General features: G+C 71.7%; 18 protein-coding genes. 14 read left to right on the forward strand and 4 right to left on the reverse strand.

Features of this window, described 5'->3' with window-relative positions; all coding sequences use genetic code 11:
* The first annotated feature begins 45 nt into the window (after positions 1-45).
* From cpaB to Pme01_RS25925, 5 genes are read left to right on the forward strand one after another with little or no spacing between them, the layout of a single operon-like run.
* Complete coding sequence (gene cpaB / locus Pme01_RS25905; protein ID WP_168115791.1) at positions 46-876, forward strand: Flp pilus assembly protein CpaB; 831 nt, start codon at positions 46-48, stop codon at positions 874-876.
* 14 nt (positions 877-890) lie between these two features.
* Positions 891-2,075 (forward strand): CpaE/TadZ family protein, encoded by a 1,185-nt coding sequence (locus Pme01_RS25910; RefSeq protein WP_168115792.1) that lies wholly within the window; start codon positions 891-893, stop codon positions 2,073-2,075.
* A 4-nt stretch (positions 2,076-2,079) separates the two neighbouring features.
* Positions 2,080-3,615 carry a TadA family conjugal transfer-associated ATPase gene (locus Pme01_RS25915; RefSeq protein WP_168115793.1) on the forward strand — a complete coding sequence of 512 codons (1,536 nt, stop codon included), beginning with the start codon at positions 2,080-2,082 and terminating at the stop codon, positions 3,613-3,615.
* On the forward strand, positions 3,612-5,522 hold the full coding sequence (locus Pme01_RS25920; protein ID WP_168115794.1) for a VWA domain-containing protein: 1,911 nt from the start codon (positions 3,612-3,614) through the stop codon (positions 5,520-5,522). The genes Pme01_RS25915 and Pme01_RS25920 overlap by 4 nt, the downstream gene beginning before the upstream one ends.
* A gap of 3 nt (positions 5,523-5,525) precedes the next feature.
* Positions 5,526-6,443 (forward strand): type II secretion system F family protein, encoded by a 918-nt coding sequence (locus tag Pme01_RS25925; RefSeq protein ID WP_168115795.1) that lies wholly within the window; start codon positions 5,526-5,528, stop codon positions 6,441-6,443.
* Between the two features lie 20 nt (positions 6,444-6,463).
* Here Pme01_RS25925 and Pme01_RS25930 read toward each other — a convergent pair whose 3' ends face one another.
* Complete coding sequence (locus Pme01_RS25930; RefSeq protein ID WP_168115796.1) at positions 6,464-7,177, reverse strand: pentapeptide repeat-containing protein; 714 nt, start codon at positions 7,175-7,177, stop codon at positions 6,464-6,466.
* Positions 7,178-7,351: 174 nt separating this feature from the next.
* On the opposite strand from Pme01_RS25930, the gene Pme01_RS25935 reads away from it, so the two are divergent.
* Together Pme01_RS25935 and Pme01_RS25940 are read left to right on the forward strand one after the other, a co-directional pair.
* Positions 7,352-9,496, forward strand: coding sequence for a methyl-accepting chemotaxis protein (locus Pme01_RS25935; protein ID WP_168115797.1), 2,145 nt, complete (start codon positions 7,352-7,354; stop codon positions 9,494-9,496).
* Positions 9,497-9,590: 94 nt separating this feature from the next.
* Positions 9,591-10,568, forward strand: coding sequence for an aminoglycoside phosphotransferase family protein (locus tag Pme01_RS25940; protein WP_168115798.1), 978 nt, complete (start codon positions 9,591-9,593; stop codon positions 10,566-10,568).
* Between the two features lie 73 nt (positions 10,569-10,641).
* Here Pme01_RS25940 and Pme01_RS25945 read toward each other — a convergent pair whose 3' ends face one another.
* Positions 10,642-11,268, reverse strand: a complete 627-nt coding sequence (locus tag Pme01_RS25945; protein ID WP_308441113.1) for a DUF3152 domain-containing protein — start codon at positions 11,266-11,268, stop codon at positions 10,642-10,644.
* Positions 11,269-11,613: 345 nt separating this feature from the next.
* Entirely contained in the window at positions 11,614-12,795 is a 1,182-nt protein-coding gene (locus Pme01_RS25950; protein WP_239088466.1) for an ROK family transcriptional regulator, read from the reverse strand.
* Positions 12,796-13,192: 397 nt separating this feature from the next.
* On the opposite strand from Pme01_RS25950, the gene Pme01_RS25955 reads away from it, so the two are divergent.
* The 7 genes from Pme01_RS25955 to Pme01_RS25985 all read left to right on the forward strand — a co-directional run bounded on the left by Pme01_RS25955 (position 13,193) and on the right by Pme01_RS25985 (position 20,147).
* Positions 13,193-14,308, forward strand: a complete 1,116-nt coding sequence (locus Pme01_RS25955) for a substrate-binding domain-containing protein (RefSeq protein WP_168115800.1) — start codon at positions 13,193-13,195, stop codon at positions 14,306-14,308.
* Between the two features lie 119 nt (positions 14,309-14,427).
* The gene (locus Pme01_RS25960; protein WP_168115801.1) at positions 14,428-15,420 is read left to right on the forward strand and encodes a phosphotriesterase family protein; all 993 of its coding nucleotides are present in this window, start codon (positions 14,428-14,430) and stop codon (positions 15,418-15,420) included.
* Positions 15,421-15,458: 38 nt separating this feature from the next.
* Positions 15,459-16,427: an ROK family protein gene (locus Pme01_RS25965; protein ID WP_168115802.1), complete on the forward strand. Its 969-nt coding sequence runs from the start codon at positions 15,459-15,461 to the stop codon at positions 16,425-16,427.
* Entirely contained in the window at positions 16,420-17,397 is a 978-nt protein-coding gene (locus Pme01_RS25970) for an ABC transporter permease (RefSeq protein WP_168115803.1), read from the forward strand. The genes Pme01_RS25965 and Pme01_RS25970 overlap by 8 nt, the downstream gene beginning before the upstream one ends.
* A gap of 13 nt (positions 17,398-17,410) precedes the next feature.
* On the forward strand, positions 17,411-18,634 hold the full coding sequence (locus Pme01_RS25975) for an alanine racemase (RefSeq protein WP_168115804.1): 1,224 nt from the start codon (positions 17,411-17,413) through the stop codon (positions 18,632-18,634).
* Between the two features lie 11 nt (positions 18,635-18,645).
* Positions 18,646-19,425: an ATP-binding cassette domain-containing protein gene (locus Pme01_RS25980; RefSeq protein WP_239088467.1), complete on the forward strand. Its 780-nt coding sequence runs from the start codon at positions 18,646-18,648 to the stop codon at positions 19,423-19,425.
* A 77-nt stretch (positions 19,426-19,502) separates the two neighbouring features.
* Entirely contained in the window at positions 19,503-20,147 is a 645-nt protein-coding gene (locus tag Pme01_RS25985) for a hypothetical protein (protein WP_168115805.1), read from the forward strand.
* Here the strand turns inward: Pme01_RS25985 and Pme01_RS25990 are convergent.
* Entirely contained in the window at positions 20,136-21,029 is an 894-nt protein-coding gene (locus Pme01_RS25990) for a Sco1979 family transcriptional regulator (protein WP_203935866.1), read from the reverse strand. The two genes, Pme01_RS25985 and Pme01_RS25990, sit on opposite strands and share 12 nt — an antisense overlap.
* Positions 21,030-21,296: the final 267 nt, after the last annotated feature.

The raw sequence follows: 21,296 nt of genomic DNA on the forward strand, positions 1-21,296 counted from the left end.
GATCGCGCCCACGGCCTGTGCCGGGGGTCCGATGTCGCGAATCCGATGAAACGCAGCATCCTCGCCGCCTCCGTCGCGCTCGTTCTGGCCGCGGTCGGCTGCGTCGCGGTCCTGGTGTACGTGGGCGCCGCCGACGAGCGGGCGCTGTCCGGTCAAAAGGCGGTGCGGGTACTGGTCGCGCGCAAGCAGATCCCGGCCGGTACGACCGGCCAGGCGATCAAGTCGGGCGGGTACACCGAGGTGGTCACCGTGCCGGCGGCCACCGTGCCGGCCGACGCGCTCGGCGACATCGACGCGTCGCTCGCCGCGCTCGCCGTCACCGCCGACCTGCAGCCCCGCCAACTGTTGCTCCGTGGCGCCTTCGACGTACCGTCCGTCCACAACGGAGGGTTACCGATCCCGGACGGGATGCTGGCGGTGAGCGTGTCCGTGCGGACGCCGGCTCAGGTCGCCGGCTACGTGCGGCCCGGCTCGACGGTGGCCGTGTTCGACACGTACGCCGTGGCCGAGGGCAAGGGCAGCGGCGGCCCGGTGCCGTCCGGCGACGGGCTGGCCACCGCGCACGACTACAACCAGGCGACCCGCCTGCTGCTGCCCAAGGTGCAGATCCTCGCGATCGGCGGCCGGGGTACGCCCGGCGCCCAGGTCGGGCCGCAGCCGGCCCCGAGCGCCAGCGCGACCAGCGGTAGCGGTGCGACCAGCGGCGGCCAGTCCGGCGACACCACCACGGTGCTGGTCACCGTCGCGGTCACGCAGGACCAGGCGCAGCGCCTGGTGCACGTCGCCCAGACCGGCGCGCTGTACATGGCGTTGCTGGGCAACGGCACCGAGGCGAAGCCGGGGCCGGGCGTCGACAACTACTCGCTCTTCCAGTGACGGGGGGACGTGCCATGGTGCTGTACTACGAGCCGCAGGCGGAGCGGGCCCGCCTCCTCGACGCACTCCTCGGCGAGCAGGCGCACGCCGCACAGGATCTCGCGGAGCTGGCCGGGCTGGTAACCGCCGACCCGGACACGCTGCTGGTGGTTCTCGGCGCCGGCGTCGGCCTGGCGGACGCGGTGGCGTTCGCCGCCCAGCACCGGCTGACCCGGCCGTCACTCGGCGTGGTCCTGCTACGTGAACACGTCGACGTCGCCGTCCTCGCCGAGGCGATCCGGTCCGGTATCCGCGAGGTGATCACCGCTTCGGACGCCGACGGCATCCAGGCCGCCTGCAGCCGCTCGCTGGAGGTGTCCCGCCAGCTTGCCGTCGGCGGTACACCGACGACCGCGCCGTCGGCCAGGGAGGGGCGCGTCGTCACCGTCTTCGCGGGCAAGGGCGGCTGCGGCAAGAGTACGGTCGCCACCAACCTGGCGGTTGCCCTCGCCGACGGCGGCGCCTCCCGCGTCTGCCTGGTCGACCTCGACCTGACCTTCGGCGACGTCGCGATCATGTTGCAGCTCGTACCGAAGCGCAGCCTCGCCGACGCCGTGCCGATGGCCGGGCGGTTGGACGACACCGCGGTCCGCTCGCTGGTCACCCCGTACGCCCCCGGCCTGGACACGCTGCTGGCCCCGCCCGGGCCGGCCGAGGGCGAGCGGGTGGGCCGGGAACTGGTCAGCGAGATCCTCAAGATCGTCAAGCGGATGTACGACTACGTCGTGGTCGACACCCCGCCGTTCTTCTCCGACCAGGTACTGGCCGCACTCGACCTGTCGCAGTGGTACATCCTGCTGGCCACTCCGGACATCCCGTCGCTGAAGAATCTCCGGCTCACCCTGGACATGTTCGACCTGCTGGAGTACCCGGAGAGCCAGCGCATCATCGTGCTCAACCGCTCCGACTCGCAGGTCGGGCTGACCCAGGCCGACATCGACCGGGTGGTACGGGCGCCGATCGCCGGGCGGGTGCCGTCCACCCGGGACGTGCCGGTCTCCATCAACCGGGGTGTACCGCTGATGGTGGACAGCCCGAACAACCCGGTCAGCCGCTACATCCGCGAGGTTCGCACCCGGATCGTCGGCGCGGCCGGGGGGACCGGGGACGCGCCCGTGACCCACCGGCGCCGGCCGTTCTCCCTGCGCCGGGGGCGGTGACGGGATGGGGCTGTACGACCGGATCGAGGAGCGCCGGGCGGCGGCTGGAGCCGCGGCCTCATCGCCCGGGCTTCAGCCCGTGGCGATCCGGCCGGCGACACCGGCGCCGGACGGGACACCCGTCACCGCGACCGGATACGCCGGGGGCTCCGGCGGCGGGTCTGTCGTCGAGGCGGGCTCGCCGGCCGGGGAGCGCCCGCCCGGCTCGCCGGCCGGCGAGCGCGCGGCAGGGGAGCGGCAACGGCCCACGCCGCCCCAGGTGGACCCGGTCGTCGCGGTACGCCGGCGGATCCAGCAGGCCCTCGTCGAGACGCTCGGCCCGCAGCTCTCCGACGAGATCACGGGCGAGGACGACCTGGCCGTACGGGTCCGGGAGACCATCACGACCCTGCTGGCCCGCGAGGAGACGCCGCTCGCCGGCGCGGACCGGATGCGGATCACCCAGGAGGTCACCGACGAGATCCTCGGCCACGGGCCGATCGAGCCGCTGCTGCGCGACCCGAGCGTCAGCGAGATCATGGTCAACGGCCCGCACCGCATCTTCGTCGAGCGATCAGGCCGGCTCAGTCAGGTGGAGGCGGAGTTCGCCGACGAGTCACACCTGCGCCGGGTCATCGACCGCATCGTCTCGCGGATCGGCCGGCGGGTGGACGAGGCGAGCCCCATGGTCGACGCCCGACTGCCCGACGGCAGCCGGGTCAACGCGGTGGTACCCCCGATCGCGCTGGACGGCTCCACCCTGACGATCCGCAAGTTCTCCACCGACCCGCTGACCGTCGCCGACCTGATCAGCTTCGGCACGTTCACCCCGCCGGTGGCGCAACTGCTGTCGGCCTGCGTACGGGGGCGTCTGGACATCGTGGTCAGTGGCGGTACCGGCTCGGGCAAGACGACGACGCTCAACGTGCTCTCCGGCTTCATCCCGCCCGACGAGCGCGTCGTCACCGTCGAGGACGCCGCCGAGCTGCAACTGCACCAGGCGCACGTGGTACGCCTCGAATCCCGACCGGCCAATGTGGAGGGACGTGGCGAGGTGAACATCCGCGACCTGGTCCGCAACGCGCTGCGGATGCGCCCGGACCGCATCGTCGTCGGTGAGGTCCGCGACGGCGCCGCGCTGGACATGCTCCAGGCGATGAACACCGGCCACGACGGCTCGCTGACCACCGTGCACGCCAACACGCCGCGTGACAGCGTGGCCCGGCTGGAGACGATGGTGATGATGGCCGGCATGGACCTGCCGATCCGCGCGATCCGCGAGCAGATCGCGTCCGCCGTGGACCTCATCGTGCAGGTCGCCCGGCTCAAGGACGGTTCCCGGCGGGTCACGCACGTCACCGAGGTGGTCGGCATGGAGGGCGACGTGGTCACCCTCCAGGATCTTTTCGTGTACGACCACCGCGCCGGCCGGGACGAGCAGGGCAGGCAGTGCGGTGCCCTGGTACCGACCGGGCTGCGCCCGCGGTTCCTGGAGGAGCTGGCCGCCCACGGCGTCACGCTGCCGATGGAGTTCTTCGCCACGACGGGTGCCCCGCGATGACCCGATGGCCCCGCTGGCTCGTCGCCGGTCTGCTGGTCGGCGCCGGTCTCCTGGGCGCCGCACCCGCAGCCGCCGAGCCGGACAGCCCGCTGGCCGTCTCCGACGTACGCACGAGCGACGGCGAGCTGTCGTTCACCCTGACCGCGCACGGGTTGCCGCCCGGCGCCGAGCTGGATGGCAGCGGCCTCACCGTCGACCTGGACGGCACGCCGGTACGCGCGACGGTGGTACCGGCACCGGAGCCGAGCCCGACCGCCGCGCCGGAGCGCACCGTGGTCCTCGTCCTCGACACCAGCGGGTCGATGGAGGGGGCCAGGCTGACCGCGGCCAAGGCGGCCGCCGGCGGCTACGCCGACGCGCTCCCCGCCGACGTGCGGCTCGGCCTGGTGTCCGTGTCGGACCGGCCGGCCACCGTCCTGGAGCCGAGCGCCGACCGGACGGCCTTCCGCGCCGCCGTCGCCGGGCTGAAGGCCCGCGGCGGCACCGCCCTCTACGACGGCGTCCGCCAGGCCGCCGGCCTGCTGACCGGCGGGGGACAGCGGCGGATCGTGGTGCTCTCCGACGGCGTAGACACCAACTCGACCGCCCCACCCGCGGCCGTCGGTGCGCAACTCGCCGGAGCCGGGATCACCCTCGACGGCATCGCGTACGGGCCGGACGCGTCCAGCCCGGCGATGACCGCCCTCGCCACCGGTACCGGCGGGCGGATGGTCACGGCCGGGGACGCCGCGTCGCTACGGACGGCCTTCGCCGGGATCGCAGCCGCCCTCCGGCCCCCGGTGGCCGCCGTGACCGTCACCGTGCCGGGTCGGCTGGCCGGTGCCGACGCGACCCTGCACGTCGCGCTGACCGCGGGCGGCACCACCCTGACCTCGGCCGCCACGTCGGTGAGCCTGCCGGCCGGCCCCGGCCCGGTCGCCGTCTCCGTCCCGCGCTCACCCCGCTGGCCGCTGTACCTGGGCCTGGCCGCCACCGTGGTGGCCGTGCCGCTGGCCGCGTTCGCCGGGATGTACCTGCTCGTGCGGCGGTCGACGGTGCGCACCCGCCTTCGCCAGCTGGACAGCTTCGGCTCGGCCGCCGGGCCGGCGCTGCGGGCGCGGGAGGAGAGTTCGGTGCTGCGGGCGGCGCTGTCGGCCTCCGAGTACGCCATCACCCGACGCGGCCTGGGCGGACGGATCCAGGCCGACCTCGACCGGGCCGGCATCAACCTGCGCCCGGCCGAGTGGATGCTGGCCCGGGCCGGTGGCGCGGCGCTGTCCGGGGTGCTGTTCGCGGTCCTGCTGCCGTGGCTGCTCGGCCTGCTGCTGGGCGCCGCGGTCGGTTGGCTCGGCACCGGCCTGTACCGCCGGCTGCGCGCGGCCCGGAGGGCCCGCCGGTTCAACGACGAACTGCCCGACGCGCTCCAGTTGGTGGTCAGCGCGCTGCGCTCGGGCTTCTCCTTCCCGCAGGCGATCGCCGCGCTGGTGGCCGAGGGGGACGAGGCGGTGTCCGGCGAGTTCGGCCGGGCCCTGGCCGAGACCCGGCTCGGCGGCGAACTGGAGGAGGCGCTGCTGCGCGTCGCCGAGCGCAACAGCAGCGATGACCTGGCGTGGCTGGTCATGGCGATCCGGGTGCAGCGCGAGGTCGGCGGCGGCCTGTCGGAGGTACTGGAGACGGCGGTGGAGACCATGCGCGAGCGCGGGCGGCTGCGCCGGCACGTCCGGGCGCTGTCGGCCGAGGGGCGCCTGTCGGCGTGGGTACTGGTCGCCATGCCGGTCGTGCTCGCCGCGTTCATGTTCGCCACCCGCCGCGAGTACCTGCGGCCGCTGTACACCACGCCGCTGGGGCTGATGATGCTGGTCGGATCCGTCCTGATGATGGGGTTCGGCACGTTCTGGATGACCCGGGTCATCAAGGTGGAGGTGTGACGGATGCGGTGGCAGACCTCCCTCGTCGTCGCGCTGGTCGCGGTCGGGCTCGTACCGGTGTTCGGCATCCTCGCGCTGCTGCTGCGCGACCCGGACCGGGCGAACGTCGTCCGCACCCTGGCCACGATCGGCCGCGGCTACGTCGACCCCAACCGGCGGCCGTCCTTCGGTGAGCGGGTGGGCCGGCCGCTGGCCGGACGGCTCGGCCGGCTCGGCCGGGCACTGACCGTCGGCGACGCGGTCGCCCGGCTGCAGCGCCTGCTCGACCGGGCCGGCAACCCGCCGGCCTGGCCGGTGGAGCGGGTCATCGCGGCCAAGGGGATCGGCCTGATCCTCGGCCTGGCCGGCGGTGTGCTGTTCGGCCTGGTGCTGGGCGGCGCCGCCACGGTCCTGCTGTGCACGGTCGGCGGCGCGGCGTTCGGGTTCTTCGCACCCGACCTGGCCATTTACAACACCGGCGTCAAGCGGCAGGAGGAGCTACGCCGGTCGCTGCCCGATGTGCTCGACACCCTGACCATCTGCGTGGAGGCCGGGCAGGGTTTCGACGCCGCGCTGGCCCAGGTGGCGCGCAACGGCAAGGGGCCGATGGCCGGCGAGGCGGCGCGGGTGCTCCAGGAGATGCGCATCGGCAAGTCGCGCGTGGAGGCGCTGCGGTCCATGGCCGCCCGTACCACCGTGACGGAGCTGCGCGGCTTCGCCTCGGCTGTGGTCAACGCCAGCACCCTCGGCGTACCGGTGGCTCAGGTGCTGCGCGAGCAGTCCCGCGAGATGCGGACCCGGCGGCGTCAGCGGGCCGAGGAACTCGCTCAGAAGGTACCGATCAAGATCTTGTTCCCGACGTTGTTCTGCCTGTTCCCGGCGTTGTTCGTGGTGATCCTCGGCCCCGGCGTCATCAACATCATCCACAGCTTCTCGAACTGACGGCTCTGCGAACCGACGCCCTACTCCTCGATGCGGATGCCGAGCGCGGAGGCCAGCTCGTACGACAGCGCGATCAGGTCGTGGCCGCTGAGCACGGCACCGTCCCAACTGGTCAGCCCGCCGATGCCGGCCAGCACGCAGCCGGCGAACCGGGTACCGGCCATCTTCGCGTGCGAGAACTGCGCTCCGGTGAGGTCGCAGTTGACGAACCGCGCACCGGTGAGGTCGGAGTGGGAGAAGTCGGCGCGGGTCAGGTTGCAGTTGGTGAAGGCCGCCGCGCTGAAGCCGGTGTACCGCCAGTTGGACAGGTCGAGCCGGCACTCGTCGAAGGTGACGTCCCGGACCCGGCCGTCGGCCCAGGTGAAGCCCGTCATCCGGGAGGTCGCCAGCCGTACCCGGGTCAGCGACGACCCGGTGGCACGCAGGTTGGCCAGGTTGGCCCGCTCGAACACGCAGTCGGTGACCCTCGACCGGTCGAGGGTCACCGTGGACAGGTCCGTACCGCCGAACCGGCACTGCTCCACCTCGACCGACTCCACCTCGACCGACTCCACCTCGACCGACCATGCCGCGCCGGCGGACAGGTCGAGGTCGGAGTAGTCGAGCCGGCGGTAGCTTCCCTCGCTGACGAACAGGTGGTCGGGCAGTCGCGCGGTGTCCAGCACGGACGGCTGCCTCGGCTGCGCCGGTACCGTTTTCCCGGCCCCGCCGCGTCCCCGTCGGTGATCCACCACCGGCCCACTGTAGGGCCACCTCCGCCCGGACCGCCTGCGACACCAGCGCGCCTGCGCGCCGGTGTGGCGAGCGTCGCGGACCTTAACCCACGCCACACCGGCCGGGCGGCGATCACTACCGTCCGGCACCCGAAGCACACCCATTCCGCTCCGCTGGGACCTCAACCTGATCCCATGACCCGAGCCGACGGCAACCGATTCGTACCCCAGATGCGGCACAAGCTGTTGGCCTTCGGCCTCGGCGGCGTGGTGCTGACAGCGACCGCGCTGGTCGCCGTCGGCGCCTGGCAGAGCGACCGGTTCGCCTCGCGTACCGCGGACGGGATCGCCCAGCTCCACCACGCCGACCTGCAGCACGTCACGGAGGGCATGAGCCGGCTCGTCACCGCGATCGGCGGCGACGTCCAGGCGGCGGTCGACCAGAACATGACGGTGGCCAACAGCGAGCTGGCCCAGGTCGGTGGCCTCCAGCTCGCGTCGACGCCGGTGACGTGGAACGCCGTCAACCAGGTCACCCAGCAGACGCAGCAGATCAGCCTGCCCCGCGCCACCGTCGGCGGCCGGTGGCTGGGCCAGAACCGCGACCAGAACGTGCCCACCCCGGTGGTCGACGACATCCGCGCCATGGTGGGGGCCACTGTCACGGTCTTCCAGCGCATGAACGACGCCGGCGATCTGCTCCGGGTGGCCACGAACGTGCCGACCAAGTCCGGCGAGCGCGCCATCGGCACGTACATCCCGGTCGTCGGCGCGGACGGCAAGCCCAACGCGGTCGCCTCCGCCATCCGCGACGGCAAGTCCTACCGCGGCGTCGCCATCGTGGTCGACACGCCGTACATCGCCGCCTACGACCCGATCCGGGACGCGTCCGGCCGTGTGATCGGCGCACTGTACGTCGGCGTACCGCAGGCCAAGGCGATCAAGCAGTTCACCGACGCGCTCGCCACCACCACGGTCGGCACGAACGGGTGGGTGACCGTGTACAGCACGGCGGCCGCCGACCGCGGTCGCGTGGTCGGCAGCAGCGTCAAGGATCTGGCTGGCCGTAACGAGATGCAGGCCGCGGACGGGCAGGGCCGCAAGTACGTCGAGGAGATCCTCGGCCGGGCCGTCAAGCTCGACGCCGGAAAGAGCTGGAGTACCACCTACAAGATGGCCGGCGCCGGCGGGGGCGGCGTCGCCGACACCACGGTGAACGTCTCGTACTTCGCGCCGTACGGCTGGGCGATCGCCGTCGGCGGGTACGGCCCGGACTCGGCGGCGGCCATCAACGCCGTCAACAGTGGCCGGCGCACCATGCTGGTGAGCTTCCTGGTGGTCGCCGCGGTCGTGTTGCTCGTCGGCCTGCTGGCGGCGGTCGCCTGGGCACGCAGCATCGGCGGCCGGCTGGGACGGTTGACCGACGCGCTCACCCGCGTGGCCGACCGCGACCTCACGGTCACGGTCGCGGACTCCGGCGGCGATGAGATCGGACAGATGGGTCGGGCGTTGAACACGGCCGTCGGCGAGCTGCGGGGCCTGCTGGGCGACATCACCGACGCCTCGCACCAGGTCGTCAGCGCTGCCGGTCAGGTGTCGACGGTCGGCGGCCAGCTCGCGGACACGGCGTCCACCGCGTCCCGCGAGGTCGACGCGGCGTCGACGGTGGTGGACGAGGTGGTCCGCCACGTCGGTACCGTCGCGGCGGGCGCCGAGGAGATGGGCGCCTCCATCAAGGAGATCTCCAGCAACGCCCACGAGGCGGCCCGGGTGGCCGGCAACAGCGTGACGCTGGCCTCGCGGGCCAGCGAGGTGATCGGCAAGCTGAGCGACTCGACCGCGGGAATCGCCGACATGGCGCGCGTGATCCACAGCATCGCCGAGCAGACCAACCTGCTCGCCCTCAACGCGACGATCGAGGCGGCCCGTGCGGGCGAGGCCGGCAAGGGCTTCGCGGTCGTGGCCAGCGAGGTCAAGGACCTGTCCCAGGAGACCGCGCGGGCCACGAACGACGTCTCCAGCCGGGTCGCCGCGATCCAACACGACACCACCGGAGCCATTGAGGCGATCAACGCGATCACGGCGGCGATCGGACGGGTGAACGACTTCCAGGCGGCCATCGCCACCGCGGTCGAGGAGCAGACCGCGACGGCGGGGGAGATGGCCCGCAACGTCGGCGAGGCGGCCGACGGCGGCGGCAAGATCGCGCGCCGCGTCGCCGCGGTGAGCGAGGCGGTCGACAGTACCGGTGAGGTCGTACGGGTGTCCCAGGTCGCCGCGGCGGACCTGACCGCGACCGCCGAGCGCATGACCGGGCTGGTGGGCCGGTTCCGGCTGTAATCCGTCGCGTTAATCCGTCGCGTTCGCGTGCCCCTGCCACGCCCGGGGCGTCGACGCGCTGCGGTCCGGGCGGGTCGGTGTCACCATGGCCGGCATGACGAGTGCGACGGGTACCCGCATCGGCTGGGCCGACCTGCCGTGCCAGGTCCGCGCCGGTGTCGAGGCGATCGTCGGGGACACGGTGGTGAGAGCCGTTTCCCAGCCCGGGGGCTTCTCCCCGGGTACCGCCGACCGGATCCGGACGGCCGCCGGTCGGCGGGCGTTCGTCAAGGCGGTCAGTCCGACGCAGAATGAGGTCAGCACCGACCTGCACCGGCGGGAGGCGCATGTGACCGCGGCACTGCCGGAGTACGCGCCGACGCCCCGCCTGCTGGGCTGCTACGACGACGGCTACTGGGTGGCGCTGGTCCTGCAGGACGTCGAGGGGCGGCACCCCCGTACCCCGTGGCGACCCGACGAGCTGGAGGCCGTCCTCACCACGCTGGGCGACCTGGCGGTGACGCTGACCCCTTCCCCGCTACCGGGTGTCCCGTCGGCAGTCGACCACCTGTCCGGGAACTTCGCGGGCTGGCGGCGCGTCGCGGCCGACCCCCCGCCCGACCTCGACCCGTGGACGAGCGCGCACCTGCCGGTACTGTGCGCGTTGGCTGATCAGGCGACCGCGTCGCTCGCCGGCGACACGCTGGTACACAACGACATCCGCGCCGACAACCTGCTGCTCCGGCCGGACGGGGCCGCGGTCGTGGTCGACTGGCCGTGGGCGTGCGTCGGGCCGGCATGGCTGGACACCCTCCTGCTCATGGTCAACGTCCGGCTCTTCGGCGGTCACGACACCGACGCCCTCCTCACCGATACCCTTGTCTCCAGGCGCGCGGCGATGACCGAGCTGAAGCCGGACGACCTCACCGCCGTACTCGCGGGGCTCGCCGGGTTCTTCCTCGACTGCGCCCGGCAGCCACCGCCGCCCGGCATCCCGACCCTTCGAGCGTTCCAACGGGCGCAGGCCGACGCCGTACTGCCCTGGGTGCGCGACCGCCTCACCACCCCTGGTTCGCGGCGGGCCCGCGCCTGACGGGTTGATAGTGACGGGCGCCGGTGCCGAGCGTGCCGGGGTGGTGATCTCATGGGCGGTTGCGGCGCCGACGTCAGCGCTCGACGGGGAGCGGGTCGTGGTACGACCCGGACGGTCCCGCGTACTGCGTACCGTCGGGGTACGGCCAGGCGTTGGGCGCGCAGCCGTGCAGGCCGAGGGTCTGCTGCTGCATGACGGGTGCTGGTTTCCCGGGTCCCGGGCACAGTTGGTGCCCGTGGCCGAGGCGGTGCCCGACCTCGTGGTTGACCATGTACTGCCGGTATGCGTCCAGCGGTGCGCCGTAGCCGGGCACGCCCGTCGCCCATCGGGCCACATTGAGCACCACGGCGTTGCCGCGTCGGCATGAGGTGTACCGGTCCGGCCCGTCCTGGCACAGCAGGTCGCGGGTGGCGGGGGTGGCGAGGTGGACGGTGAAGTCGGCGGGACCGCCCGCGCCCACCCGCTGGAGCCGCCATCCGCCGCCGGCGGTCCAGCTGCGCGGGTCGGCCAACGCCGTGACGACCTCGCCGGCGAACGCGTTCGGGTCAACGTCGATGTCACGCTCGACCACCACCCGGAACCGCAACAGGCGCCCGCTGCGCCCGAGTACGGGGCTGTCGCCTGAGGCGGTGATCCACTGTCGTGAGCCGGCCTGGGGATAGCTGATCCGGGTGGAGGCCAGGTGTCTCGCCTGCGTCACGCCTGAGTCGGTGACCGGTGCCGGCGAGGTGCTCGGCGTAGCTGACCCGCCGGGGGCGCCGACCGCCGACGCGTTCCCGGGGTGTGGGCCGCAGCCGGCCAGGGAGCCCGCCAGTACCAGCGCCAGAGGTACGGTCGACCAACTCCGATGCCGGTATCGCTGCGTGATCCGTGGCATACCGTCTCCTCGGCCTCGCCGTCGTGCGTCCGGGGTGGAGCGTTCCGTCGGACCGCCCGGGTGATGCGGTCCTGTCTGCTCTTTTCGGCTGGAACGTCACTTTCACAAGGCGTCGTCGGGTGTCTTGGATCACACAACACGTCTCGGCTCGGGCCGCAGACTCTGACGTCAGTGGTCGGCGTGCGGTGCGAAGCCGGCCAGTGCCTCGCGGTGCGGTACGTGGGCCAGGTGAAGCTCGTCCAGGCCCAGCCTGCGGTACGTCGTGTGCAGGGCCGCCACCACCGCGCCGAACGCTCCGGCCAGGTCGCCCAGTTCGGTGCTCTGCACCGTGGCGGTGGTCGGCACGATCTCGCGCAGCCGCTGATTGATTCGTTCGAGGCCGGGTTCGAGCCCGCGCGAGATCCCGCCGCCGAGGATGATCACGTCTGGCTCGTAGGCGACCACGGCGGCCGTGAGGATGATCAGCAGGGCCTGTTCGATCTGCTGCTTCACCGGTGCGAGGCGGGGATCGGACGAGTGGAACACGTCGGCCGGGTTGTCGAACGGCAGTCGCAGCTCACGGGCGCGCGCGAGGATGCCGGGGCCACTGACGAGCTGTTCCAGGGAGGTACCCAGCGGCCCGGCGGGCAGGTGGCCGAACTCTCCCACCAGACCGGTACGGCCGTGGAAGAGTCGCCGGTCGAGCGCGACGCCGGCGCCGAGGCCGGCCCCGACGGTGAACATGACCGCGGTCTGCGCGTCGCGCGCCGCGCCGAATCGCAGCTCGCCGAGCAGGGCGTAGTTGGAGTCGTTGTCGATGTCGACGCCCATCCCGAGCCGCCGCTCCACCATCCGCAGGAAGTCCGCCTGCTCGACCTGGCGCAGGTTCGGTGCGTTGGACACGGAGCGGTCGTCCTGCCCGACCGCACCGGGTAGCCCGACCGCCACCGCGTCGAGGAGCGGCCGCTGGTCGCCGACGGTGTCGAGGATGAGGTCGGCCAGCCACCGGCCGAGCTCCTCGGCGTCGCATCCGGTCGGCGTCGGTACCGTCGTGGTCATCAACGGCTTGGCGGCGAGGTCGGCCACGACGATCCGGACGTTGGAGCCGCCGAGGTCGACTCCACACACGACGGTACGTTCGGTCTCGATCGTGACCGGGGTGGCGCGCCGGCCCCGGCCGGACCCGGGTGCTCCGTTGGTCTCGCTGAGCAGCCCTTCCGCGAGCAACTGCTCGACGATGCGCGAAACCGTGGCGGGGGACAGGCCGGTCTCCCGGCCGAGGACGGTACGGGTGGCCGAGCCCTGGGCCAGTACGTGGGCCAGCACGGCAGACCGGTTGGCACGGCGGGGCACCTCAGTACGGCGGGGCACCTCAGCACCGCGGGGTACCTCGGCGTCCACGTAACCCACCCCTCCCCAATTTCTTTCGGCTCGAAAATGCTAGGGGAGTGGTTTGGTGGGGTCAATGGGTAGAAGTATCGATGTTATGCCCCCTAATGCCTGATTTGTAGTAAATACCAACTCTGGTAGGGCCGCGTTTTCCCGCCGTGGCGCCTCTTGACGAGGGCAGATGCGAAGCTAATACTTTCGGCCTGAGCGAAATTGGGAAACCGGTTCCGAGCTCGAGCCGCGGCCGGCGGGTGCGTCCCGCCCGCGTTCGCAGACGGGGTCGGGCGTCGGCACCCGCCTCATCGGGGTCGGTCCGCCGCGCGCGGTACGGCCGGCCACACCGAATTTCATGTGACACATGGTTCGAGAGGGAACTGGTATGAACTTCAGGCCTAGACGGGCAGCCGCTTTAGGTGCCCTGTGCGCGCTGGCGTTGCTCGTCAGCGCTTGCGGCGGGAACAGCGACAAGGGTGGGGGCGCTCCGAGCGCCAACCGCACCCAGCCGAGCCTCACGTTCGCGGGCCCCAACGGGGAGAGCCCGACGGCGGCCGACCAGCTGAACCTGACGCCCGAGGAGATCGGCAAGATCAAGGCCGGCACGTACACGGCCGCCTTCGTCTGGCACGAGGACTCGGCGCTGGTGAAGGCCGTCGAGGCGGGCGCGCGCAAGCAGTTCGAGAAGCTCGGCATCAAGGTCCTGGCGACCACGAGCGCCGACTTCGACGCCGCCAAGCAGGCGAACAACGTGCAGACCGTCCTGGCGCAGAACCCCAGCGTCATCGTCACGATCGCGGTCGACCCCACCTCCGCCGCCGCCGCGTTCAAGCCGGCCGTGGACAAGGGCACCAAGCTCGTCGTCATGACGACCCCGCCGAAGGGCTACAAGGCCGGGCAGCAGATCGTCGGCATCGTCACCATGGACCTGACCGCCATGGGCAAGCTGAACGCCGAGATGCTGGGCAAGGCGATGGGCGGCAAGGGCAAGGTCGGCTACCTGTACCACGACGCCGACTTCTGGTTCACCAACCAGCGGGACAAGGCGTTCAAGAACTGGCTGGGCTACCTGTACCCGGACATCAAGATCGTTGCGGAGCAGGGCTTCTCGGACCCCGCCCGTACCGAGGACATCGCCAACGCGATGCTGACCCAGAACCCGGACCTCAACGGCGTCTACGTCGCCTGGGCCACCGCCGCGGACGGCGTGCTCGCCGCGCTGCGCCAGCAGGGCCGCAAGGACGTCAAGGTCGTGACCAACGACCTCGAGGCCAACCAGGCCGCCGACCTGGTCAAGGGCGGCAACATGGCCGGCATGGTCAACAACGGCTCGGTCCGGGTCGGCGAGGGCCTCGCCACCATGGCCGGGTACGGGCTGATCGGCAAGCAGGCGCCGGCGATGGTGGTCGGTACGCCGAAGGCCGCGACCAAGGACACCGTGGCCGACGCGTGGCGCGACGACTACAACCAGGACCCGCCGGCGAGCGTGCTCGGCAAGTAAGGCGTGACCCGGGGCCCCGCGGATCCGCGGGGCCCCGGGACCCCGGCCGGCAACCTGCGGCGGACACGGCCAGCAGGAAGCGCGGCCAGCAGGAAGCACACGGGTGCGAGGAGAGCAGGATGGGGTACGTTCAGACAGTCCGAGGGCCGGTCGCCCCGGAGTCCCTGGGCCGGGTGATGCCGCACGAGCACCTGGGCTCGCTCGTGCCGGGACCGTGGCTGAGTGGCGGCGCCGGCGACCACCGCGCCGACCTGGCGGTCGACGCCGTGGCGGGCCTGCCGGGCCTCGGCTTCGGTACCGTCGTCGACCTCTCGCCGTACGAGGTGGTCGGGCACGATGTGACCCTGCTGCGCGACGTGGCCGAGCGTACCGGCCTGAACGTCGTCGCCGGTTCCTCGATCTACCTGGAGCCGTACTCGCCGCGCTGGGCCCTCGAGGCAGGCGTGGACGAGATGCGCGAGCGCTTCGTCGCGGACGCGACGGTCGGCATCGGGGACACCGGCATCAAAGCCGGTATCTACGGTGAACAGGCCACCGGCCTGAACGAGATCACCCCCCACGAGGAGAAGTGCCTGCGCGCGGCCGCCCGCGCGCACCGCGTCACCGGGCTGTCGATCAACACCCACACCACCCACGGCACGATGGCCCTCGAGCAGGTCGAGATCCTCCGCGAGGAGAAGGTCGACCTGGACCGCGTCGTCATCGGCCACATGGACATCCACCCCGACCCGGCGTACCTGCGCGCGGTTCTCAAGACCGGGGTGAGCATCGCCTTCGACACCATCGGCAAGCAGTTCTGGGACTTCGTCCTCGCGCCGCCGCCGGAGGACCCGCCGGAGGGCGAGTTCGGCAAGCGCGCCTACTACCGGCCGGACCGGTCGCGCCTTTCGAACCTCGCCGCGCTGGTACGCGAGGGCTACGCCGACCGGATCCTGCTGGCGCAGGACATGACCGGTGCGGAGGCCTACCTCAACCCGCGTACGCACGGCCGGCTCGGTTACTCGTACCTCGGGCAGGAGATCGTGCCCGCGCTGGGCCGGCTCGGCGTGTCCGACGACGACCTGGAGCAGATGCTGGTCCGAAACCCGGCACGTCTGTTGACCATCGGCTGATGACCGCGTCTGACGTCTCACCGCTTCATCGCTCATCCATGGCGGAAAATCGCTACGTCGCCGGCGTCGACCTCGGCGGTACGAAGGTGCGGGCCGCGCTCGCCGACCGAGGCGGTCACATCGTGGCCGAGGACGTGGTGGGTACCGACCCGCGCGGCGGAACGGCGGTCGCCGAGCAGATCGCGGCGCTGCTCCGCTCGTTGGCCGAAGGTGCCGGCGTGGCCTGGACCGCCGTCGGCGCCACGGCGGTGGGCAGCCCGGGCGCGCCCAACCCCGAGACCGGCGCGATCGACCTGTCCCCGAACATCTCCAGCTTCGACTCGCTGGACCTCCAGCACGAGCTGGCGCGGCGGCTGGGCCACCCGGTCGTCCTCGACAACGACGTGAACATGGCGGCGTTGGGCGAGCAGCGGACGGGCGGTGGACGCGGGTACCGGGACTTCGTTTTCGTGGCCGTCGGTACCGGGATCGGCATGGGGATCGTCGTCAACGGCTCCCTCTGCCGGGGCGCGCGGGGCGCGGCCGGCGAGATCTCGTACCTGCCGTTGGGCACCGATCCGTTCGACCCGGCAAACCAGGTCAGAGGCGCCCTCGAAGAGGCGGTCGCCGGCGCGACGATCGCCCGGCGGTACGAGGAGGCGACCGGGGAGTGCGTGAGCGTACCGGTAGTCTTCGAGCGCGCCGGGGCCGGTGACGAACACGCGCTCGCCGCCATCGACGACGAGGCGAAGTTCATCGCGCTGGCCGTGGCCGCCGTCGGAGCCGTCCTCGACCCGGAGGCCGTCGTCCTCGGCGGCGGCATCGGCTCCCGGGCCGAGCTGCTCGAACCGGTACGGCGCTGGCTCGGCCGCCTCGGCGCGCACGCGCCGATCGTCAGGACAAGTCAGCTGGGCCACCGCGCCGCGTTGATCGGTGCCATCGCGGCCGCTCGTCACGAGATGACGCGCGGGGCGGAGCACCGAATCGAGCCCGAGCACCGAATCATTGAAGGGATCACACATGAGTGAGGCGGGGACTGCCGCACCGGCAATCAGCCGTCCGCGGTGGCGCGCCATCGACTGGCGCGAGTACGTGGTGTACATCGGGTTCGTCCTGGTCTTCTTGTTCTTCGCCGTCTTCCTCGGCGAGACGTTCCTGAATCCGACCAACCTCTCCAACATCGTCATCCAGACGGCCCCGATCACGGTCATGGCGGTCGGGTTGGTGTTCGTGCTGTCGACCGGCGAGATCGACCTGTCGATCGGTTCGGTGGTGGCGGTGTCCGCGCTGACCGGCGCGGTGGCGCTGCGCGAGACCGACAGCGCGCTGGTCGGCGTGCTCGCCGGGCTGGCGGTCGGCGCCGTGGTCGGCCTGGTGAACGGCGTCTTCGTCACCCTGGTGCGGCTGCCGTCCTTCCTGGTGACCCTGGCGACCATGGGCGCGGTGGCCGGCGTGGCCCGGGAGATCAGCAACCTGCAGTCGGTCCCCGTCGACAACGAGACCTTCCTCGGCCTGTTCGGCTCGGGTGAGCTGTTCGGCGTGCCGGGCCTGATCATCTGGTCGGTGCTGGCGATCGCGGTCGGCTACGTCCTGCTGAACAAGACCCGGTACGGCGCCCACGTACTCGCGATCGGTGACAACATCGGCGCGGCGCGGGTCAGCGGCATCAAGACCGCTCGCGTCAAGATCATGGTGCTGATGGGCAGCGCGATGTGCGCCTCGCTGGCCGGGCTGCTGTACGCGGGCCGCCTGCACGGCGCGCGGTACACCCTGGGCGAAGCCGACCTGATGACGGTCATCGCCGCGGTCATCGTCGGCGGCACCAGCCTCTTCGGAGGCAAGGGCACGGTGGTGGGCGCGCTGATGGGCAGCCTGCTGATGGGCATGCTCAACAACGGCCTGATCCTGGCCCACCTCTCCGTATCGCAGCAGATGATCGCCCGAGGGCTGATCATCCTGGTCGCGGTGTCGCTCTCATTGCGCGAGAAGCGCAGCTGATCTAGGAGAACGCATGTTTCTGGACCTGCTCCGGCGCCGCAACCCGGCCTTCCTGCGGGCCGCCGCCCAGCTGCACCACACCGGCGAGCTGCCGGCCAACACGTACGCCCTCGACCTCGACACGGTGAGCGCGAACGCCACGGCGATCAAGCGGGAGGCCGACCGCCTCGGGCTGACCCCGTTCGCCATGACCAAGCAGATCGGCCGGAACCCGGACCTCTCCCGGGCCGTCCGCGCCGCCGGTATCACCGAAGCGGTCGGCGTCGACCTCCAGTGCGCGCTCGCCGCCCGCGCGGGTGGCCTCGCTACCGGTCACATCGGCCACCTGGTCCAGATCCCGCGCCACGAGGCGGCGACCGCCGCCGCGCTGAACCCGCGGTACTGGACGGTCTTCAACGACGCCAAGGCCGGCGAGGCCGCGGCCGCCAGCGCGGCGCTCGGCCGCGACCAGGCGCTGCTGGCGCGCATCGTCGCGCCCGGCGACACGTTCTACCGCGGTCACGAGGGCGGGTTCGACGCCGCCGACGTCGTGGCGGTGGCCGACCGCCTGGACGACCTCGCGGGCGCGCACTTCGCCGGGATCACCAGCTTCCCGGCCCTGCTGTTCGACAAGGAGACGGGCAAGGTACGCCCGACGCCCAACCTCGGGACGCTCCAGGACGCGGCGGCCCGCCTGCGCGCCGCCGGCCGGGACCACGTCGAGCTCAACGCCCCGGGTACCACCTCGGTGGCGACCCTGCAGATCCTGGCCGACGCCGGCGCGACGCAGGTCGAGCCGGGGCACGGCCTGACCGGTACCACGCCGTGGCACGCGGTCGAGGACCTGGTCGAGGAGCCGGCCGTGCTGTACGTCAGCGAGGTGTCCCACCTGCACGGCAACCACGCGTACGTGTTCGGCGGTGGCCTGTACGTGGATCCGGTGCTGGGGCTTGGCCGTACCAGGGCGCTGATCGTGCGCGGCGGTGACCTCGACGGTGCCCGCCTCGTCGAGGTGGAGATGCCGGCGCCCGAGGCCATCGACTACTACGCCATGGCCGACGTCAGCGACGCGGCCGGGGTGGAGCCCGGCGACACCGTGATCTTCGGGTTCCGGCCGCAGGCGTTCGTCACCAGGGCGCTGACCGCCGGTGTCACCGGGGTCCGGTCGGGCACGCCCGCGGTCACCGGCGTCTACGCGGCGGACGGTTCGGTACCGATCGGCCTCGACGGCCACGCCGTGGAATCCGTCGCGAGCTGAGGGAGTAGATCGTGAGCAGTGAGCAGAGCTTGATCCCGGACGCCGGCGTGGTGGACCGGAGCGTACCCGCGCTCCAGCTGACCAACATCCGCAAGCAGTTCGGCGGCGTCGTCGCGATCGAGCGCTTCGACCTCGACGTACAGGCCGGTGAGATCGTCGCCCTCGTCGGCGACAACGGCGCAGGCAAGTCGACGCTGGTCAAGATGGTGTCCGGGGTGTACCAGCCGACGGAGGGCGAGATCCGGCTCCAGGGCCGGCCCGCCTCCTTCCGCGACGCCTCGGACGCGCGCCGCCAGGGCGTGGAGGTCGTGTACCAGGACCTCGCCCTGGTCGACTCGCAGCCCGTGTACATGAACATGTTCCTCGGCCGGGAGCTGACCAAGGGGCCGTTGCGCCTGCTCGACCGGCGCCGGATGGCCAGGGAGACGCAGGAGCTGGTGGACCGTCTCGACGTGCGCATCCCGAGCGCCAAGGCGACGATCCGGGAGCTGTCCGGCGGCCAGCGGCAGGCGGTGGCGATCTGCCGTGCCACGCACTGGGCGAGCAGCCTGGTACTGATGGACGAGCCGACCGCCGCCCTCGGTGTGGCCGAGACCGCGAAGGTGGAGGAGCTGATCATGCGCCTGCGCGAACGCGGCGCCGGCGTACTGGTCGTCAGCCACAACCTCGACCAGGTCTTCCGGATCGCCGACCGGGTGGCGGTGCTGCGCCGGGGCAGGCAGGTCGGCGTCCGGAGCATCGCGGCGACCAACCGCAACGAAGTGGTCTCGATGATCACCGGCCTGTCCTGACCTCAGGACGGGTTAACCGCGACTCATTCACGGGTATGACTTCCCAGGGCCTTCGTCTCCTGGGGAGGTGACACCGGATGGCCGCTGGTGCGGAGCCTTTCGATGCCCAGCCCTTCGATGCCGGGTCGTTCAATCCGGACGACCCGGCGGTGCGGCGGCGGATCCGGCAGCGGCGCCGGCGGCGCGTGTGGCTGGCGGTGGCGGTGGTCGTCCTCGGCGCCGTGGGCGGGTTCGTGTTCGGGCTCGTCTCCGGACCGCCGCACCGGCAGGCCACAGAGCCGCCGCAGTGGGCCGGCACCCTCGGGACCTCCCTGTTGTTGCTGGGCCTCGCCTTTGAGGCAGTCGGACTCGTCTACGGCTTCCGCAGCGGACAGATCCAGCGTGGCTGGAAATCTCCGGTACGGGCGTTTCCGTTCCGGCAGCGGCGGCGGATGGTGAAGCAGGTCCGCGGGAAGCTGCCGGTGGCGGCCGAGGAGCTACCGCTGCTGCGCCTGGTGGCGGAGGGCCTGCGCGGGCAGCGCTGGCTGATTTTCCTCATAGCGGCGCTGATGGTGATAATGGTCGGGAGCGCGCTTTCCCGGTATTCGCCGGGTTGGTTCATCCTCGCTGCGGTGTACGTCGTCGCCATGTCCGCCGGCATAGTCTCCTACCTACGCGTCGCTCGGGCGGCGGAGCGCTTCCTGCGCGAACACGGAGAGAATGGAACGGACTCAGTGGCCTGACCGGCCGAGCTCGTCGAGGATGCGGGTGACGATCTCGATCGTACGGTCCGGCGGCTCGGCCTCGATGCTCAGGTTCTCCATGACGGCGGCGTAGTGATCCACGTCGTCGCGCTTGTCCAGGTACAGCGCGCTGGTGAGCTGTTCGATGTAGACGACGTCGGGCAGGTCCCGCTCGGGGAAGCGCAGGATGCTGAAGGCTCCGCCGGCGGCGGCGTGCCCTCCCGCGTCGAACGGAATGACCTGGAGCCGGATGTTGGGTAACTTGGCGGCGTCGATGAGCGCTTCGAGTTGGGCCCTCATCACCTCGTGACCGCCGATCGGCCGGCGCAGTACCGCCTCGTCCACCACCGCCCACAGCCGGGGCGGATCCTGGCGGCCGAGCAGTTGCTGGCGGGCCATCCGCAGGTTCACCCGCCGTTCGATCTCGGCCGAGTCGGCGCCGCGATGGCCCAGCAGGACGACGGCGCGAGCGTACTCTTTGGTCTGCAACAGGCCGGGGATGAACTGAACCTCGTAGGCGCGGATCAGCGTCGCGGCGGCCTCGAGTCCGAGGTAGGCCTGGAACCAGCTCGGCAGGACGTCGCTGTAGCGGTGCCACCAGCCAGGCGTGTTGGACTGGCGGGCGAGTGCCAGCAGGCGCTCACGCTCCTGGCCGTCGTCGATCCCGTACAGGCTGAGCAGGTCGGCGACGTCGCGTACCTTGAAGCCGACCCGCCCCAGCTCCATCCGGCTGATCTTGGATTCCGACCCCCGGATCTCCCATCCGGCATCCTCCCGGCTGACGCCTTTGGCCTCCCGCAGCCTTCGCAGCTGGGCACCGAGCAGCATGCGCAGCACGGTCGGGCCGCTGGATGACCCGCTCTCCGATCCAGGCCTCGCCACGTGCCGCCCTCCGCCGTTCGACTTCGCTGACACCGACCGTCCATTGTGCTGGGCGTCCAGTGTGTCTTGTGGACGCTGTGCCCAGCTTTCATTGTGTTCTGGGATAAGCATGCATCACCGGGGGCGTGGAGGGGTCGACCAGAAGTCCGAATGGCGTTCGGCTACCGGGATCGTCCGTAGTGCTCCGGCCTTCAGGCCGGGGGTGAAGCCGACCCTGCCGCGTAGCGGGGCAGGGAAAGCCGATCGGCCGCCAAGGCGGATGGGCGT

Source organism: Planosporangium mesophilum (genome assembly GCF_016863255.1).
Classification (GTDB): domain Bacteria; phylum Actinomycetota; class Actinomycetes; order Mycobacteriales; family Micromonosporaceae; genus Planosporangium; species Planosporangium mesophilum.